Consider the following 18,076-nt stretch of genomic DNA (forward strand, 5'->3'; position numbering starts at 1 on the left):
TTCATCACCAATGCCTTGAGTGCTATCGCTGCTTACTGTTTTTTTCCAAAGAAACCGTCTATCTCTTTGGAGTTTGTGACAGATAACCAGCTAACTTTGTTCTGATTGCTTATATCGAACTCACGTTTAATAGCAAACTATCCGATTTCGGCAAAGTGGCTATTAACAGGGCGCGGAAAAATGCTTACCGTATGAAGTTTAAAATTAAAGTAGGTCTTCACATTAAACCCAATAACAAAGGGAAGGAAGTAGCGGAAGAAGTCGGTATTAGGCTTCGGGTATCGTGGGCCGGTCTTCGGTGCGATATCCGCTCCGGCTATGTTATTGCGCCTACTAAATGGGATTCGGCTAATTGCTGTGTCAAACTTGGCAATAAGAACAGCCACGGCGAAACAGCCGGAGCTATCAATCGCGGCGTTATATCGCTATGCGGACTTGTTGAAGAAGTCTTAACGCGGTTTGAACTTGACAACAAACGGCCGCCTTCTGTGACTGAATTTAAGGAAGCCTTCGACGTGGCGGCGGGTCGTGCCACACCCAAAGAAGCAGAGCCGGAACAAAAGCCTTTGGGCTTCTTTGAAGTCTTCGACTTATTCACAGGGGAAATGGGTATAACTAATAATTGGACTAAATCAACCTACACGAAATTCAGTAGCCTTAAAACTCACTTAATAAATTATAATAAGAAAAGCAGGTTTACTTTGGAAGATTTCGATAAGGCTTCCTTTGCTGGCTTTGTCGCTTATCTTCAAACCTCGGTAGGGCAATTAAATACTACGGTAGCCAAAAACGTAGGCTTCCTTCGTTGGTTCTTGCGTTGGGCGGCTGCCAACGGGTATTATTCCGGCATGGCACATCTTCAATATCGGCCCCGGTTTAAGGGTTTGGACTGCAAAGAAGTTATATATTTGGAATGGGAAGAACTGCTACACTTCCTTAACTTTGAATTTCCGGCTAATAAGCCTTCCCTTCCGGCGGTGCGCGATGTGTTCTGCTTCTGCTGTTTTACCGGGCTTCGTTATTCGGACGTTGCCAAACTCCGGCGTTCCGATATCCACCGGGAACAAACGCCGCCTTATATGTCAATAGTTACAAAGAAAACGACGGCGCGGCTACACATAGAATTAAATAAGTATGCCCTTGCGCTTCTTGACAAATACGACGGCGTAGGGCTTCCCAATGATAAGGCGTTACCCGTAATTAGTAACGTCAAAATGAACGAGAACCTTCACGAAGCGGCGGAAGTCGCCGGAATAGACGAACCCGTTAATATTGTGTCCTATGTCGGTAGTAAGCGTTCCGAGGTAGTAGTGCCGAAGTATTCCGTTCTTACCACTCACGCCGGACGCCGGACGTTTATAGTAAATGCCCTTCGGCTCGGTATTCCCGCGCCTGTTATTATGGAATGGACAGGGCACAGCGACTTTAAGGCTATGAAGCCTTATATTAAAATAGTCAATGTCGCAAAGGTTGAAAATATGGAACGCTTTAATTCTTTTGATGTCAATCGTTCCAACCCGGACGACGAAGAAAAAACGGGTACCCAAAAAAGTACCCGAAATTAGCGTTAATGTTTGATAGTAGGTCTTACCAATGAAACAACCGTTACCCCTTAAGTATGAGAATATGAGAATAATTGGTAACGGTTGGGAATAATTGAAAAAATAGGTTTAACAGCCTCCCTCTCCGCTCAAAACAACGCAAGTCCCTGTAGCTCATCGAGCTGCGGGGATTTGATGTTTTTGACGTAGACAGATTGTAGACATGACGCCATTACATTGCGCCATTATTATGGTAATTTCAGAGAATCAGCACATCATTGATGTCACAAATTGCGACCTATAAATTATCTTAGTCTTGAAAGAATGTCATCCGGATTCTGCTGCATCTGACTGAATGCGACGATTTTCTTCCCAAGGTCTTTTATTGAGCCTCCTATGAAATACACAGTATTATCTATAATGAGGAACCGGTCGTGCACGTTTGTGCAGTTCCTGACTTCTATAGGTGGATATTGGGCATTGTGTCGGCGAAGGTCATTGTTGATTTGAGAATGGCGCGGGTCGGTATAGATTGTCGCCGCTACGCCTTCCTTACGTTTTGTCAACACTTTCAGTATGCGGTCATCCACATAATTATCTATGAGAATTATTCTCGTTGTGGCTTTTCTGATTAAGTCGGATATAAGGGTGTAGGCGTCAAATATCTGTCCCTCAAAGAAAAATCCTTCAATAGGCTCAGAGTCCTTATTGTCAAGGCGAGTCAACACCTCTTCAATCTTTTTATCATGCTCCGACAGGTGCTTCTGTAATAGCAATTGATGATGTTCAACTGCCTCCAGACGCCGAAAGACGTGGGCATTATTCATCAGAAAACTACGCATCGAAGTAAATGCCCTCATAATGCGGATATTTACCTCAATAGCCGTTTTTGAACGGAGCACGCTGCTTAGCATCGCGACACCATTTTCAGTGAAAGCATATGGCATATATTTAAGATGTTGACCACGGGCTGTGTTTAAGATCACAATTTGTGATTTTAAACATTCTTCTTTAGTGAGCTGAAACATAAAATCTTCGGGAAAACGTTCAATATTGCGTTTTACCGCTTGATTCAACACACGTGTTTCCACGCCATACAACCGAGCCAAATCGCTGTCCAGCATTACTTGCTGTCCGCGAATTACATGAATCAGACTCTCTATCGGCAGCAATAGAGAATTATCACCGCCATTGACAGGTTCAAGTATATTATTTTCCTTTTCTTTCATTGAGGTTGACATTCTGTTTACAAAGCTAATAAAAATAATCGGTAAATCAGAGATTTACAGCACGATTCACGGCAAAGCCTCCGTTAGATTTTCAAGAATGAGGGCTATTGCCGTAACTTGGAGCAAAAAACTCTAAACCGATGGTATCTATAAAAGCAAAATTCCGCCCGTCGACTGTTGCCGGTCGCGAAGGCTCGATCTACTATCAGATAATTCTCAACCGGAAAGTGCGTCAGCTGCTTACTCCTTACAAAGTGTTTCCCGAGGAGTGGAACTCCAACCGCGCCATAGTGACCCTCGTCTTAAACGGCAAGCGCAGCGAAAGGCTCTTTGCAATACGTCAGTGCATATTACGTGATATTGAACGGTTCAAAAGAATCGCGAGCAAGCTTGACTGCGACAGCTTTTCCTATTCTGTCGACGACATCATCGATGAATACAACTATTACCTCAGCCAATACTCAATCAGCTCTTTCACGAAGAGCATAATCGCCCGGCTGAAAGAGAGCGGAAAGATTCGCACAGCCGAGACCTATCAGGCGGCGCTCAACAGTTTCGCCAAATTTCTTACTGTCCATATCTCCCGACAGGCAGGCGACAGGAAGGATGACGTCATGCTCGACAGCATCACCCCCGAACTGATGGAAAGCTACGAGTCATGGCTGCTCGTCAGGGGCATCACCCAAAACTCGATTTCATTTTACACACGCATCCTGCGTGCGGTCTACAACCGCGCCGTGGACAATGACATCATCGACAACCGCTATCCGTTCCGTCACGTCTACACCGGTATTGGCAAGACCGTAAAGAGAGCATTGCCCATAAAGGCGATAAGCCGCATCAAAGGGCTCGACCTGACGACGGAGCCTAAACTCGATTATGCCCGCGACATGTTTCTATTGAGCTTCTATCTCCGGGGGATGAGCTTTATCGACATGGCGTTTCTAAGAAAATCCGACCTCAGCAACAGCTATCTCACATACCGCCGACGCAAAACAGGACAAAGACTTACCGTCAAGTGGACCAAGGAGATGCAAATGATTCTTGACAAATATCCCATCAACAAAAGCGACTATCTTCTCCCCATAATCAAGTCACCGTGTAAGAATGAGCGCAGCGTCTACCGCAACACATGCTACAACATCAACCACAACCTGAAAATAATAGCCCGGCTGGCAGGGATCGAAACACGGCTCACAATGTATGTCGCACGCCATAGCTGGGCATCTGCAGCCAAGACAAAGGGCATCCCCGTAAGGGTAATCAGCGAAGGCATGGGACATGACTCGGAAACCACCACCCGGATATATCTCGCATCGCTCGACACCTCGGTAGTAGACCGTGCCAACTCCCGGATACTGGCTTCTTTATAACGGTAATTTAAGCTTTTATACTTATATTTGTAAAAAATATCGTTTATCATGAAATACATAGCCTGCTTTTTAACTCTCGCGCTGTCATCCTTAGCCGTTTATGGAGAAGACCACCCCTTCAACGGGCTTATTGTCGACGGGTTTGGCAACCCGGTCAAAAACGCAAGAGTCTGGGTCAGCGACGAAGCGTGTTACGCGACATCCGACAAGCTCGGGCGTTTCGGATTGAGCGACATAAACCCTACCGACACCCTCAGCCTGAGAATCAAGAAAGAGCTATACCGCATTGCCGTTGACGGAAGAAAATCCATTAAGATAACGGTCATCGACACCGGTGTAAGGGAAGTCAGCGAGGAGCCGGAGATAATGGAGCTGGGATATGGCTATGTAAAACGCCGGGAGCGAATCAACGCAAGCTCGGGCATCACAGGCGCAAGACTACGTGCCACAGGCGCGTCCGATATTTTGACCGCGCTGAGAGGTCTTGTGCCCGGACTCAATATCGGTGGAAGCCCGCGCAACAATGACAGGAGTGTGACTATACGCGGCATTCACAGCATCAATTCGTCAAACGAGCCTCTCTACATTGTCGACGACTTGCCGGTAAGCACCCTCGACGGAATAAACCTCTATGATGTCGAGCGCGTGGAAGTGCTGAAGGATGCCCCTATCTATGGCTCGCGGGGTGCCAACGGCGCGATAATCGTAATCACCAAAAGAGGCCGACCGTAACCCACGGCTGCATATAGCAGAAGTGGCTGATATATAAGCGCCCGCTCTATGACAGGGCAATTATATATCAGCCACCTCAAGCCATCAGGCCTTCCTTGCGCTAAGCCTCTACGAAGTCAAAGCCTATTTCGCCTATTTTCTCAATCACGGCGTCACGGTCATGCTCGCCTTCCACGTAAGCCACGCCCGACGACAGGTCGACCGTCACCGACGTCACACCGGCTATACGTGCAAGATTTTTCTCGACTGTAGCTTTGCAGTGGGCACAACTCATTCCTTTGATATGATACTCTTTTGTCATGTCTTTTATATTTTGATGTTTACGGTTATATATCTGTGAGGCAAACGCTATCGCGAGAAGCACGACCAATATCACCGAGCAAACGGTGTCAAACACTGACAGAGACACCGCTCCGTGACAGGCGCCATGCATCGCCGTAAGCGGGGCGACAAACCATTCACGCGGCAACATGTAATCTATGGCAAGTCCGAAACATATCGCACCGGCGACAATCGACCCCAGATAGACGACGGCGCTCCTGCGTCCCATCGTGCGTGAAATTACGGTCACTGAAGCGAAGTTAGCTGCCGGCCCCGCCATAAGCAGCACCAACGCCGTGCCGGGCGAAAGCCCTTTCAGCATCAACGACAGCGCAATAGGGATGGAACCTGTGGCACACACATACATCGGCACGGCTATCACCACCACGGCAAGCATGGCGAGAAGCGGACGGTCGGCAAGCGACACAAAAAATTCGGCAGGCACACACACTGTGATGAGAGCCGCTATCACAAGCCCCAGCACAAGCCACTTCCCTATGCTCTGAACCATCTGGAAAAACCCATAATATAACGCACTCCTCATTTTTCCGGCAAATGTCAGCAATTCAGCCTCGTCAGCCCTATCCTTTGCATCAAGCCGGCAGCTCCCGGTGTCAGCTGTCGCCTTCTCAGCCTTACCGACAAGACATCCGCCGGCAAAGGCTGTGACAAGCGCGGCTACCGGACGCACTACCGCAAAAGCCGGTCCAAGCAGCGAATATGTCGCAGCTATGCTGTCAACACCGGTCTGCGGAGTTGCGATAAGAAATGATGACGAGGCAGCATTGGAGGCTCCATTCCTACGCATGGCGACAGCCGTCGGCAACACTCCGCATGAACATAGTGGCAACGGCACCCCTATCAGCGCCGCCTTCACCACAGAGCGCCAGCCCGTACCGGCGAGATGACGGCTCATGACCCTTGCCGGGACAAACGCATGAAGCAGTCCCGCGATAAAAAAGCCAAGCAAGATGTAGGGCGACATCTCGTTAAGCATATAAAATAAAGTCTTCAATATTTCCATGCCGCAAAATTACATCATCCGTTCCGCCGCCACGTTACACAATTTTGCAAAAATGTTGCACATTGCATGGCGATGCAATCCGCACCGTATTTTATTGATGTACAATATGCAATGTAGGGGCGAGTGGAAGCTCGCCCGCGGTGACAGCAACCCTGGGATGGGCGTGGGGTGCACCATGCGGATGTGGCGGGCGACCTCCCAGTCGCCCCTACAGCTACGCGATGTAAACCGTAGTGTATTTTCTGTTGATGTAAACCCTGCGTATTTTGCTAATTTACAACATGCAATGTAGGGGCGAGTGGAAGCTCGCCCGCGGTGACAGCAACCCCGGAATGTGCGTGGGTGCGCCATGCGGATGGGCGGGCGACCTCCCGGTCGCCCCTACAGCTACGCGGTGCAACCCCGGTGCATTTTTACGCGATGTAACCCCGGTGTATTTTGTTGAAAAATGTGCCCGGGGGCATGTTTCCGTAGGAATCATCAAAATAAAATCATAAAATCCGCAACATTTTTTGAAATTTGCTCTCTTTTATAGCTCCACTATAACATTTTTTTAGTAGTTTTGCAATCGGTTCACATTTCCGTCATAGAGTTGGCGCTGTGAATCAGCTTTTTTACTAAAAAGGTGTTATTGAAATTTTATCTTCGTAATTCAAACTTCGCAACTTTGATTATCAGCAAGAAGATAAGGTTGGCAATAGCGCCTGCATCGGTTGCTTATACCCTGCCCTGACCGGCAGACTATATGGCAATATCGGTGTGGGGCTATTGTTTTATCCATGCTGATAGGTAATGCGAAGACCTGAATTACGGGTAAAACAAGATACAATCCTCACACCTTTTTTTTGTATCTTATTATCAACCGTTTCGATGGAGGATGAGAAACACCACACACCGTGATATTATGAAGTGCTACATCCCTTATTTTACCTTTGGAATAACCTGAACCCACACCGCAATTCCGCTTTAAACAATATTCTATGAAATTAAAAACATTATCAATCACAATGCAATGAAAAAAATTTTACTAATCCTATTAATCACCCTCGTGTCGTTGCCGCATCTGTCGGCTGCCGTCGGCGACGAATTTACCTACGACGGATTGATTTATACAGTCCTCGATGAAGAAGCAAAGACATGCCAGACAAAAGCTGGAGTAGCAGAATATAATGGTGGTTTATATGGTGATAGTTATACTAAACCGGGGAACTATCCTCCCAACAATTTGGTAATTCCCTCAATAGTCATAAACGGAGGAGAGGAATACACCGTTACCAGAATCGGCAATGGTGGATTTACTGACTCTTCTGATTTAACAACTGTTGAACTTCCATCTACTGTAACCTATATTGGAGAATGGGCATTCAATGGGTGCGGCAATCTTACTTCAATAAATCTTACGGATGAAATAACCTACATAGGTAATACCGCCTTTAATGAATGTAGATCTCTTAAATCGATACATATACCTAACTCATTGGAGACTTTGGAATTTGCTACTTTTGCAAGTTGTGCGAGCCTTACCTCTGTAGAGATTCCTAATTCAATAACCAAAATAGGGAATAATGTATTCTATGCATGTGAAAACCTTACAGACTTTAAGATTCCGAATTCGGTATCAGTAATAGAGCATGCGGCTTTTAGTGCTTGTCCAAAGTTGGAGTATATTGAAATTCCTAATTCGGTGACTGAAATAGGTTGGGGACTTTTTATTCAATGCACCGGATTAAAGGGAGTAAAACTTCCGGATTCAATAAACTCTATCCCAATGTGGACCTTTGATAGCTGCAAGAGTCTGGAGTCATTTGAATTTCCGGAATCGGTTACATCAATAGGAAAAGAAGCATTTTTTAACTGTATCAGTTTGACTTCTATTGATATTCCCGAATCAGTTACGTCAATTGAATTAGGAGCATTCAGTTTTTGCAGTGGATTAACTACTGTAACCATACCTAACTCCGTGACTTCTATCGGTAACAGCACATTCTCCTACTGCAGTGGATTAACTGCTGTAACCATACCTAACTCCGTGACTTCTATCGGTAACAGCACATTCTCCTACTGCAGTGGATTAACTGCTGTAACCATACCTAACTCCGTGACTTCAATTGGAGAAAATGCGTTTGGAGGTTGTTCTGTACTTAAAAATATAATCGTAACGGCAAAGACTCCACCGATAATATCATCTGTTTCGTTTTCAACATCTCAATATAATTACGCTACGCTTTATGTTGATGAATCAGTACGCAATGTTTATAGTTCCAAGAACTATTGGAATCAGTTCAATACTATTAAGTCCATAATATATCCTACCGAAGTGATTCCCTCTCAGCAGAAGGTCATTTATCGGCAAGGCGACAAGAGCGTACAGCTTAGTTGCACTCTTCTTCCCGAGGATGTAACTGTTGATAATATTTATTGGGAGTCAAGCAATCCGGATGTGGTTTCGGTTGATCACAATGGTCTTATTACCTATGAGATTCCTATGACTCCTGACATGCCGGATGTGGAAATCCGTGCCACCACATTCTTTGACGACGGTCCTGTCGGAATAATTACTGTTACGGGCAAACCTATACTTGCTGAAAGTATCACTCTCGACAAGACCGATATTTCTATTTTTGTAGGTGCCACTGAAAAACTCACGGCAACGGTTCTTCCTGATGATGTCACCTATAACACTGTCACATGGACTTCATCAGATGACACTATCGTGAAAGTAGACGAAGAGGGCAATGTGACAGCTATGGCTGAAGGTGAAGCTACAATAACCGCTACATGCGGCGAGAAGTCGGCAACCTGCAAGGTGACAGTCAACCCGATACTTGCCGAGAGCATCGCCCTTGACCGCACAGAACTCGTGCTCACCATCGGCGCAACCGACAAGCTGACTGCAACCGTCCTTCCCGAGGATGTCACCGACAAGACCGTCACCTGGACTTCATCTGATGACACCATCGTAACTGTTGACGCTGAGGGCAACATTCAGGCGCTCGCGCTCGGTGAAGCTGTAATCACCGCATCATGCGGCGAGCAGTCTGCAACCTGCAAGGTGACCGTAAACCCGATACTTGCAGAGAGCATCGCACTTGACCGTACAGAGCTCGTGCTTACAATCGGTGCGACCGACAAACTGACTGCAACCGTCCTCCCCGAGGATGTGACCGACAAGACCGTAACCTGGACTTCTTCCGATGACACTATTGTCAAGGTCGACGAAGAGGGCAACATCCAGGCGCTTGCACTTGGTGAAGCTACCATCACAGCAGCTTGCGGCGAGCAGTCGGCAACCTGCAAAGTGACAGTCAATCCGATACTCGCAGAAAGCATCGCACTTGACCGCACAGAACTCGTGCTGACTATCGGTGCGACCGACAAGCTGACTGCAACCGTCCTCCCCGAGGATGTCACCGACAAAATCGTCACCTGGGCATCATCTGATGACACTATCGTCAAGGTTGACGAAGAGGGCAACATTCAGGCACTCGCGCTCGGTGAGGCTATCATCACCGCAACATGCGGCGAGCAATCAGCGACCTGCAAGGTGACCGTAAACCCGATACTCGCAGAAAGCATCGCCCTTGACCGCACAGAACTCGTGCTTACAATCGGTGCGACCGACAAGCTGACTGCAACCGTCCTCCCCGAGGATGTCACCGACAAGACCGTCACCTGGACTTCTTCAGATGATACTATCGTCAAGGTGGACGAAGAGGGCAACATTCAGGCACTCGCGCTTGGTGAGGCTATCATAACCGCTACATGCGGCGAGCAGTCGGCAACCTGCAAGGTGACCGTAAACCCGATACTTGCCGGGAGCATAGCCCTTGACCGCACAGAACTCGTGCTTACAATCGGTGCGACCGACAAGCTGACTGCAACCGTCCTCCCCGAGGATGTCACTGACAAGACCGTCACCTGGGCATCATCTGATGACACTATCGTCAAGGTTGACGAAGAGGGCAACGTCCAGGCGCTCGCGCTCGGTGAGGCTATCATCACCGCAACATGCGGCGAGCAGTCGGCAACCTGCAAGGTGACCGTAAACCCGATTCTCGCAGAGAGCATCGCCCTTGACCGCACAGAGCTCGTGCTTACAATCGGTGCGACCGACAAACTGACTGCAACCGTCCTCCCCGAGGATGTCACCGACAAAACCGTCACCTGGACCTCTTCCGATGACACCATCGTCAAGGTTGATGAAGAGGGCAACATCCAGGCGCTCGCGCTCGGTGAAGCGACCATCACCGCTGCTTGCGGTGAAAAGTCAGCAACCTGCAAGGTGACCGTAAACCCGATACTTGCAGAGAGCATCGCCCTTGACCGCACAGAACTTGTGCTGACTATCGGTGCGACCGACAAGCTGACTGCAACCGTCCTCCCTGAGGATGTCACCGACAAAACCGTGACCTGGACTTCATCTGATGACACCATCGTCAAGGTCGATGCTGAGGGCAACATCCAGGCACTCGCACTCGGTGAGGCTATAATCACGGCAGCGTGCGGCGAGCAGTCTGCAACCTGCAAGGTGACCGTAAACCCGATACTTGCCGAGAGCATCGCCCTCGACCGCACAGAACTCGTGCTGACTATCGGTGCGACCGACAAGCTGACCGCAACAGTCCTCCCCGAAGATGTGACTGACAAGACCGTCACCTGGACCTCATCCGATGACACCATCGTCAAGGTGGACGAAGATGGAAATGTGACCGCGATAGCCGAAGGCGAGGCTGTAATCACCGCAACCTGCGGCGAGGTTTCGGCAAGCTGTAATGTCACCGTCGAAGGTATCGTGACCGGAATAGTATATGTAGAAAACGATGATATCAACATCACCGTCAACGGCACCGAACTGACCGTCGAGACGTCACGCCCAAGCGCAAAGGTGACAATCGTACGCCAGGATGGCGCAGTAATCTACACCGGCGAAAACCGTGGATCGTATTACCTTGTTCGCGGACTCTACATCGTGGTCGTGGACAACACGACACAGAAGATTGTAATCAATTAAAATTACGATTAACACATGCAACCACAAGGGCTGTGCCGGGAAACCGGTGCAGCCCTTGTGCATATTATGGGTCACAGGGATATATTGCGAGTCCGCGTTGCATGTGTGGCGGGCGACCTCCCAGTCGCCCCTACAGCTACGCGATGTAAACCGTGGTGTGTTTTTGTTGATGTAATCCCTGTGTATTTCGTTGATTTACAACGCGCAATGTAACCCGTGGTGTATTTTGTTGATGTAATCCCTGTGTATTTCGTTGATTTACAACGCGCAATGTAACACGTGGTGCATTTCCTGTTGATGTAATCCGTGCCGTATTTTATTGATGTACAACATGCAATGTAGGAGCGAGTGGAAGCTCGCCCGCGGTGACAGCAACCACGGAATAAGCGCGTGGGATTGATGCGGTATGGGTTGCATCCCCTTGGGGATGATCTTTCTTGTAGCCGTGGGTTGAACGAAGTGATACCCACGGAGAAATATGTACCACGCGTGTGGTTTCCGTAAGGAATCATCATGTTACGTGGATTGACGATTCCTGCGGAAACGATATTTTGGGGTGCGGTTACCGTGGGTATCGCTGCGCTCAACCCACGGCTAAACATGGATTATCCCCTGTCGGGGATATATTGCGTGTCCGCATTGCATGTGTGGCGGGCGACCTCCCGGTCGCCCCTACAGCTACGCGATGTAACCCGTGGTGTATTTTTGTTGATGTAACCCCTGCGTATTCGTTGATGTACAACATGCAATGTAGGGGCGAGTGGAAGCTCGCCCGCGGTGACAGCGACCCCGGAATGTGCGTGGGTGCGCCATGCGGATGGGCGGGCGACCTTCCAGTCGCCCCTACAGCTACGCGGTGTAACCGGTGGTGCATTTTCTGTTGATGTAATCCTTGTGTGTTTTATTGATTTACAACATGAAATGTAGGGGCGAGTGGAAGCTCGCCCCCGGTGACAGTGATCCCGGAATATGCGCGTGAGTGCGCCATGCGGATGGGCGGGCGACCTCCCAGTCGCCCCTACAGCTACGCGGTGTAACCGGTGGTGCATTTTCTGTTGATGTAATCCCTGCGTATTCCGTTGATGTACAACATGCAATGTAGGGGCGAGTGGAAGCTCGCCCGCGGTGACAGCAACCCCGGAATGTGCACGTGGGTGCGCCATGCGGATGTGGCTGGCGACCTCCCAGTCGCCCCTACAGCTACGCGATGTAACCCGTGGTGTATTTTTGTTGATGTGATCCGCGCCGTATTTTATTGATTTACAATATGCAATGTAGGGGCGATGTAAACCGTGGTGCATTTTTGTTGATGTAATCCCTGTGTATTTCGTTGATGTACAATTCGTGGGGTTATACTTTGTCAAGGGGGATGCGCTTGCCGGTTTCACGATAGGCGGTAGGCGTCATGCCGGTTTCTTCACGGAACTGACGAGAAAGATGCGCCACACTGCTGTAGCCGGTCATACAGGCAATTTCCGACACTGTCATCTCTCCATAATCAAGCAGTTCCTTGACATATTCAATCTTCTGAGCTATATAATAGCGCTCTATGGTGCGGTTTTCATGCTCGGCAAACAGTCGCCCCAGTGTCCGGTAGTCCACACCAAGCTTATCGGAGAGGTAGACCGACAGCTTCACTTTCCTGTCATCGTCGCGCGAGCGGGCAAGACGCAACACAGCCGCCTTCACCTTTTCGACCAAGGATGCCCCGCGGTCACGCAACAACTGAAAACCCTCGGCGACAAGACAACGGTCGATGCGGTCAAGCTCCTCTCCCGACAAGTCACGGTCAAGAGTCACGCGCCCCATCGTAACTACAGCTTCAGGATAGCCCAACGAGCGCATGATGCCTGTCACCACCGACACACACCGGTCACACACCATATTTTTTACCGCAATCTCCATCAGCTGCAAAACTAACAAAATTTTCCTGTCTGAACAAACCGGGGCACCTTCATTGTTAAACAATAGACTATTAAAACCTATTGAAATGAAAGCCAACTCACTCTGTGGACAACGCAATATATCCATGCTCATGGATCTGTATGAACTGACAATGACCAATGGATTTTTCCTTCTCGGAAAAGGCAAGGAAAAGAGCGTATATGACATGTTTTACCGGAGAAACCCCGACAACGGAGGATTCACTATTTTCGCCGGGCTTGAACAGGTGCTTGAATTTATCGAGTGTTTTCATTTCACGCAGGAAGACATTGATTACCTGCGCGGACTCCATCTATTTTCAGAAGAGTATCTCGACTTTCTCCGCGACTTCAGGTTTACCGGCGACATCTACGCATTTCCCGAAGGCACAATCGCCTATCCCGACGAGCCGCTTGTCACCGTCATCGCCCCACTCATAGAGTCGCAGGTAATCGAGACAGCAATGCTGTCGCAGCTCAATCACCAGTCGCTAATAGCCACCAAGGCAAACCGCATCGTAAGGGCTGCTCGCGGCAAAGAGGTAGCCGACATGGGAGCTCGGCGCGCCCATAACGCCGACGCGGCAATATACGGGGCAAGAGCCGCCTACATAGGCGGAGTAAGCCGTACAGCCACAGTCATAGCCGGCGAGATGTTTGACATCCCCGTGACAGGCACAATGGCCCACAGCTGGATCATGGCTTTCGAGTCGGAATACGAGGCATTCCGCGCTTATGCCGAAATCTACGGCAGCAGGTCAATATTTCTGGTAGACACCTACAACACCCTGGAGTCGGGAGTGCCAAACGCCATCCGGGTATTCCACGAAGTGCTGCAACCACGCGGAGAGCGGCTGCACGGCATACGTATCGACTCGGGCGACATAGCGTCACTATCAAAGAAAGCACGCAAAATGCTCGATGACGCCGGGATGACCGACTGCCTTATCGTGGCCTCAAACAGCCTTGACGAGGGCACTATCGGCTCGATTCTGTCACAAGGCGGATGTATCGACATATTCGGTGTCGGAGAACGACTGATTACGGCAAAGAGCGACTCTACATTTGGCGGAGTCTACAAGCTGACGGCACTTGAACGCAACGGACAGTGGGAGCCGAAAATAAAAATATCGGACAACGTGACAAAAATCACCAACCCCGGACTGAAAAGCGTATACCGCATCTACAACAGCGAAGGGGCAAGCGTAGGCGAGCTGATCACCCACCACAGCGACACTATGCCCGACCTCGCGACACTCGACTGCGTGTCGCCCGACAAGCCCTGGCAACATGTAAACCTCGACGGATGTCATCTCAAGCCGCTCCAGGTCAAGGTCATGGAACATGGCAAGCGTCTTTACCCCAAGACCTCGCTGTCAGACATACGCGACTACGTCAACCGCCAGCTGTCGACCGAGGTAAGAAGCGAGGAGCAGCGTTTCTACAATCCCGACAGCCATCCGCTGCTTATGTCGCGCTCCTACTACGACATGAAAGTCGACCTCCTCGAAAAAACCGAGAACATGAACCGGCGGCAATAACGCGGTCAACCTGCACTATTTAAACAGATTCTTAGCGATTTTCATTAATTCTCACTACCTTTGCCGTGATGAAAATAAAGACATGGATTGCGGCAATAGTGTTTGTGGCGGGAATAATCGCCGCATGCTTTGTCTATGTCAACTTACGGAGACCGGTCAAGTCGGTAGTCGTCGATGAAAAGATGTTTCCGGTACGCGGCATGGACCTGTCGTCCCACAACGGAGAGATTGACTTCTCGCGTATCGCCGCCGACTCCATCGACTTTATCATGCTGAAAGCCACAGAAGGGACAAGCTTCAAGGACCCGCGCTTTCACTCCAACTATCTTCAGGCGCGCAAGTCAGAGATCAAGGCTGTCGGCGCCTACCACTTCTTCCGATTTGACACCGACGGCGAGATGCAGGCGATCAACTTCCTCAACTCACTGCGAGGCAAGACCCTTGACCTCCCGGCAGTAATAGACCTGGAAGAATGGAGCAACCCCTCAGGCATCCCCACCGAAGAGATCGTAAAGCGGCTCAGAGCCATGATAGAATGTCTCCACCGCAACGGTCACAATGTCATGTTTTATACAAACAAGGATGGCTACGAGCGATTCCTGAAGGGACGGTTTGACGAATATCCGCTATGGATCTGCTCGTTCACCGACCCGCCTCTCGACGACGGCAACGACCGGTGGTCGCTATGGCAATACAGCCATCAGGGATGGACCGAGGCATGCAATTCAGAAGTAGACATGAACACATTCAACGGCAGCCATGAAGAGTGGCTTGCCTGGCTGAAATCATCAACATTTTAGGCAATCGACACTAATAAACGAAAAGTTATGGACTATCAGATATTTCCCCCCGAAGAAATTGTAGACGCTATCATAAAACTGCCGCTATCCAAAAGCATCAGCAACAGGGCACTGATGATCAACGCGCTCTCAGGCAATGCCGGCACGATAGCGGAAGTGGCGAAATGTGACGACACCGACGCCATGAGCCGCGCACTTGACAGCGACAGTGATGAAATCAACATAGGCGCGGCAGGGACTGCAATGCGCTTCCTCACAGCCTTTTTCGCCATGCAGGAAGGACGTACGGTAACACTTGACGGAAGCGAGCGCATGAGACAGCGCCCGATAGGAGTGCTCGTAAACGCTCTCCGCGACTGCGGCGCCGACATAAGCTACGCCCGGGAGGAGAATTATCCCCCGCTCCGCATAACAGGCAAAAAACTCACCGGCGGAACCATAACAGTCGACGGCTCGACAAGCTCCCAATACATCTCGGCCCTGCTCATGGCGGCGCCACGTATGGAAAAAGGACTGACCATAAATCTCACAGGCGATATTGTATCGCGTCCCTACATACTCATGACCCTCGGGCTAATGGAGCAATGGGGCGTGGAAAGCGAATTTGCGAGCAACACCATCACTATCGCTCCGCAAAGCTATCGCGCCACGGATTTCACCGTAGAAGCCGACTGGTCGGCGGCGTCTTACTGGTTTGAGACAGCAGCCTTCTCTTTCGGCGACATAAAACTACTCGGACTGGAGTCACGCTCTCTTCAAGGCGACAGCCGCATAATGTCACTGTTCAACAACTTCGGCATCGAAGCGCAATGGGACAATGAATCGGCGCTTGAACTGAACGCGTCGCCCGACATTACCCCCCGGCTTGTCGCCGACCTCACCGACTGTCCTGACCTCGCGCAGACAATCATAGTAACCTGCTGCGTGCTGAACCTTCCATTCCGCATAACCGGACTGTCGACCCTCAAAATCAAGGAGACCGACCGCATTGCCGCCCTGTGCAATGAATTGCGCAAACTATCGTTCATCATCGGACAGCCCGATGACAGCACCCTTGAATGGGAAGGCGCCCGCGCCCCGGTCAACGCCGACGTGCCGTTGGCGATCGACACATACGACGACCACCGCATGGCAATGGCATTTGCCCCGGTAGCACTCTTCCTGCCCGGAATCGTAATACGCGACGTGGAAGTCGTGAGCAAGTCTTATCCTGAATTCTGGAACGACATGCGCAAGACAGGCTTCACCCTTGAAGAAATCACCCCGTCAAAAGTGGAGGAATAGCCGATGGAGGTAAGTCTGATAATCATTGGCGCGCTTGTCGCTGCAGGCATAATACTCTATCTCCATGACCGCCACTCGCGCAGGAAAGCTGAGTCGCAGGGCATAACCGAGCCTGCCTATAACGAACCGGAGGAAGAATGTTGCGGAATGCACATCACCTGTGAGCGCGACTCGCTGCTGGCTTCGGTAAGCGACAAAATCGAGTATTACGACGACGAGGAACTCGACGCATACAAAGGACGTAACGCCGACGACTACACCGACGATGAAATCGAGCAGTTTCGCGACATATTGCTGACACTGCTGCCTGAAGACATAGCCGGCTGGGGCAGAAGCATCCAGCTCCGCGGCATCGAGCTTCCGACTCCGGTAAAGGAAGAGCTCCTGATGATAGTAGCTGAGGCAAGACGCGAGCCTCATGTCAACACAACCGCCTGATAACCCCCAAGCAGCAAGAGATGGAATATCTTCAATACGCCTTTTTCCGCAACGCGCTTGCCGGCATAATCATCGTCAGCATAGCAGCCGCCATAATCGGCACATATATCATAAGCCGCCGCATGGTCTCAATCACCGGCGGCGTCACCCATGCCTGTTTCGGCGGGCTCGGACTCGGCTATTACCTCGGAGTCAGCCCGGTCGCCATGGCAGCGGCATTTGCCGTAGTCTCGTCACTCGGTGTAGAGTGGATAGCCGGGCGCTATCGCGTAAGGGAAGACTCGGCAATTGCCGTAATCTGGTCGCTCGGCATGGCTGTCGGCATCCTCTTTGTCTTTCTGACGCCTGGATATGTGCCGGAGCTCAACTCCTTCCTCTTCGGCAACATACTCACAATCACGTCATCCGACCTATGGCTGTTTGCCCTGTTCACAATCCTGCTTATCGCCTTTTTCCTTACTTTCCGCCGGACGATAGTCGCCTGCGCCTTTGACCGGGACTTCGCCAAGGTCGCAGGACTCCCCGTCAAGACCATCAATTACGTGATGACCGTGTTTGTCGCGGTCAGCGTAGTGCTTACCATACGCCTCATAGGCATAATGCTGCTTCTTTCCATGCTTACAGTGCCTGTGCTCATCGCCGAGGTATGGCGAAAAAGATTCATGTCGATAATGATTGTGGCTATGGCTGTGTCACTCGCCTGTTCGATAGCCGGGCTATTCCTTGCCACGGTGGTGGATGTGCCCTGTTCGGCAATTATCGTACTGCTCCAGATCACGGTGTATGCTTTAGCGAGAGTCATCAACGACATAATTAGCAGGAAACTTGCGCAATAATCGAGCCTGCACGACGTTATTGTA

12 protein-coding genes and 1 pseudogene are annotated in these 18,076 nt (G+C 50.1%); 10 read left to right on the plus strand and 3 right to left on the minus strand.

All coding sequences use genetic code 11. From position 1 onward, the window contains the following. Nucleotides 1-105 (plus strand): annotated as a pseudogene (locus E4T81_RS15950) (IS982 family transposase); the annotation flags it as partial. Between the two features lie 86 nt (nt 106-191). Continuing rightward, on the plus strand, nt 192-1,565 hold the full coding sequence (locus E4T81_RS13515) for a site-specific integrase (RefSeq protein ID WP_135045468.1): 1,374 nt from the start codon (nt 192-194) through the stop codon (nt 1,563-1,565). A 281-nt stretch (nt 1,566-1,846) separates the two neighbouring features. Here E4T81_RS13515 and E4T81_RS13520 read toward each other — a convergent pair whose 3' ends face one another. Then, the gene (locus E4T81_RS13520) at nt 1,847-2,770 is read right to left on the minus strand and encodes an ORF6N domain-containing protein (RefSeq protein WP_135045483.1); all 924 of its coding nucleotides are present in this window, start codon (nt 2,768-2,770) and stop codon (nt 1,847-1,849) included. 140 nt (nt 2,771-2,910) lie between these two features. On the opposite strand from E4T81_RS13520, the gene E4T81_RS13525 reads away from it, so the two are divergent. Continuing rightward, entirely contained in the window at nt 2,911-4,143 is a 1,233-nt protein-coding gene (locus E4T81_RS13525) for a site-specific integrase (protein ID WP_135045485.1), read from the plus strand. A gap of 48 nt (nt 4,144-4,191) precedes the next feature. Next, on the plus strand, nt 4,192-4,875 hold the full coding sequence (locus E4T81_RS13530; RefSeq protein WP_135045487.1) for a TonB-dependent receptor plug domain-containing protein: 684 nt from the start codon (nt 4,192-4,194) through the stop codon (nt 4,873-4,875). 100 nt (nt 4,876-4,975) lie between these two features. Here E4T81_RS13530 and E4T81_RS13535 read toward each other — a convergent pair whose 3' ends face one another. Next, a complete protein-coding gene (locus tag E4T81_RS13535; protein WP_135045489.1) occupies nt 4,976-6,220 on the minus strand; it encodes an SO_0444 family Cu/Zn efflux transporter in 1,245 nt (414 codons plus the stop codon). Between the two features lie 1,012 nt (nt 6,221-7,232). Between E4T81_RS13535 and E4T81_RS13540 the strand changes: the two genes are divergently transcribed. Continuing rightward, a complete protein-coding gene (locus E4T81_RS13540; protein ID WP_135045492.1) occupies nt 7,233-11,231 on the plus strand; it encodes an Ig-like domain-containing protein in 3,999 nt (1,332 codons plus the stop codon). 1,350 nt (nt 11,232-12,581) lie between these two features. Here the strand turns inward: E4T81_RS13540 and E4T81_RS13545 are convergent. Beyond that, nucleotides 12,582-13,136, minus strand: coding sequence for an AraC family transcriptional regulator (locus tag E4T81_RS13545; protein WP_167761931.1), 555 nt, complete (start codon nt 13,134-13,136; stop codon nt 12,582-12,584). A gap of 85 nt (nt 13,137-13,221) precedes the next feature. Here E4T81_RS13545 and E4T81_RS13550 point away from each other — a divergent pair, with 85 nt between their 5' ends. The 5 genes from E4T81_RS13550 (at nt 13,222) to E4T81_RS13570 (ending at nt 18,052) form a co-directional block, all read left to right on the plus strand. Then, entirely contained in the window at nt 13,222-14,694 is a 1,473-nt protein-coding gene (locus E4T81_RS13550) for a nicotinate phosphoribosyltransferase (RefSeq protein ID WP_209308206.1), read from the plus strand. 68 nt (nt 14,695-14,762) lie between these two features. Continuing rightward, nucleotides 14,763-15,494 carry a glycoside hydrolase family 25 protein gene (locus tag E4T81_RS13555; RefSeq protein ID WP_135045497.1) on the plus strand — a complete coding sequence of 244 codons (732 nt, stop codon included), beginning with the start codon at nt 14,763-14,765 and terminating at the stop codon, nt 15,492-15,494. A 27-nt stretch (nt 15,495-15,521) separates the two neighbouring features. Continuing rightward, the gene (locus E4T81_RS13560; RefSeq protein WP_135045503.1) at nt 15,522-16,778 is read left to right on the plus strand and encodes a 3-phosphoshikimate 1-carboxyvinyltransferase; all 1,257 of its coding nucleotides are present in this window, start codon (nt 15,522-15,524) and stop codon (nt 16,776-16,778) included. A 3-nt stretch (nt 16,779-16,781) separates the two neighbouring features. After that, nucleotides 16,782-17,216 carry a phospholipase gene (locus tag E4T81_RS13565; protein WP_135045505.1) on the plus strand — a complete coding sequence of 145 codons (435 nt, stop codon included), beginning with the start codon at nt 16,782-16,784 and terminating at the stop codon, nt 17,214-17,216. A gap of 20 nt (nt 17,217-17,236) precedes the next feature. Then, nucleotides 17,237-18,052, plus strand: a complete 816-nt coding sequence (locus E4T81_RS13570; protein ID WP_135045507.1) for a metal ABC transporter permease — start codon at nt 17,237-17,239, stop codon at nt 18,050-18,052. The last annotated feature ends 24 nt before the right edge of the window (nt 18,053-18,076 follow it).

The sequence above is a fragment of the Barnesiella sp. WM24 genome (assembly GCF_004570975.1).
Taxonomy (GTDB): Bacteria; Bacteroidota; Bacteroidia; order Bacteroidales; family Muribaculaceae; genus Muribaculum.

What these genes read in the sequence shown, in the direction of transcription:
- E4T81_RS13525 (WP_135045485.1), top strand. Translation starts at nt 2,911, where the DNA reads ATGGTATCTATAAAAGCAAAATTCCGCCCGTCGACTGTTGCCGGTCGC.
- E4T81_RS13555 (WP_135045497.1), top strand. Translation starts at nt 14,763, where the DNA reads ATGAAAATAAAGACATGGATTGCGGCAATAGTGTTTGTGGCGGGAATA.
- E4T81_RS13550 (WP_209308206.1), top strand. Translation starts at nt 13,222, where the DNA reads ATGAAAGCCAACTCACTCTGTGGACAACGCAATATATCCATGCTCATG.
- E4T81_RS13535 (WP_135045489.1), bottom strand. Translation starts at nt 6,220, where the DNA reads ATGGAAATATTGAAGACTTTATTTTATATGCTTAACGAGATGTCGCCC.
- E4T81_RS13570 (WP_135045507.1), top strand. Translation starts at nt 17,237, where the DNA reads ATGGAATATCTTCAATACGCCTTTTTCCGCAACGCGCTTGCCGGCATA.
- E4T81_RS13545 (WP_167761931.1), bottom strand. Translation starts at nt 13,136, where the DNA reads ATGGAGATTGCGGTAAAAAATATGGTGTGTGACCGGTGTGTGTCGGTG.
- E4T81_RS13565 (WP_135045505.1), top strand. Translation starts at nt 16,782, where the DNA reads ATGGAGGTAAGTCTGATAATCATTGGCGCGCTTGTCGCTGCAGGCATA.
- E4T81_RS13515 (WP_135045468.1), top strand. Translation starts at nt 192, where the DNA reads ATGAAGTTTAAAATTAAAGTAGGTCTTCACATTAAACCCAATAACAAA.
- E4T81_RS13520 (WP_135045483.1), bottom strand. Translation starts at nt 2,770, where the DNA reads ATGAAAGAAAAGGAAAATAATATACTTGAACCTGTCAATGGCGGTGAT.
- E4T81_RS13530 (WP_135045487.1), top strand. Translation starts at nt 4,192, where the DNA reads ATGAAATACATAGCCTGCTTTTTAACTCTCGCGCTGTCATCCTTAGCC.
- E4T81_RS13560 (WP_135045503.1), top strand. Translation starts at nt 15,522, where the DNA reads ATGGACTATCAGATATTTCCCCCCGAAGAAATTGTAGACGCTATCATA.
- E4T81_RS13540 (WP_135045492.1), top strand. Translation starts at nt 7,233, where the DNA reads ATGAAAAAAATTTTACTAATCCTATTAATCACCCTCGTGTCGTTGCCG.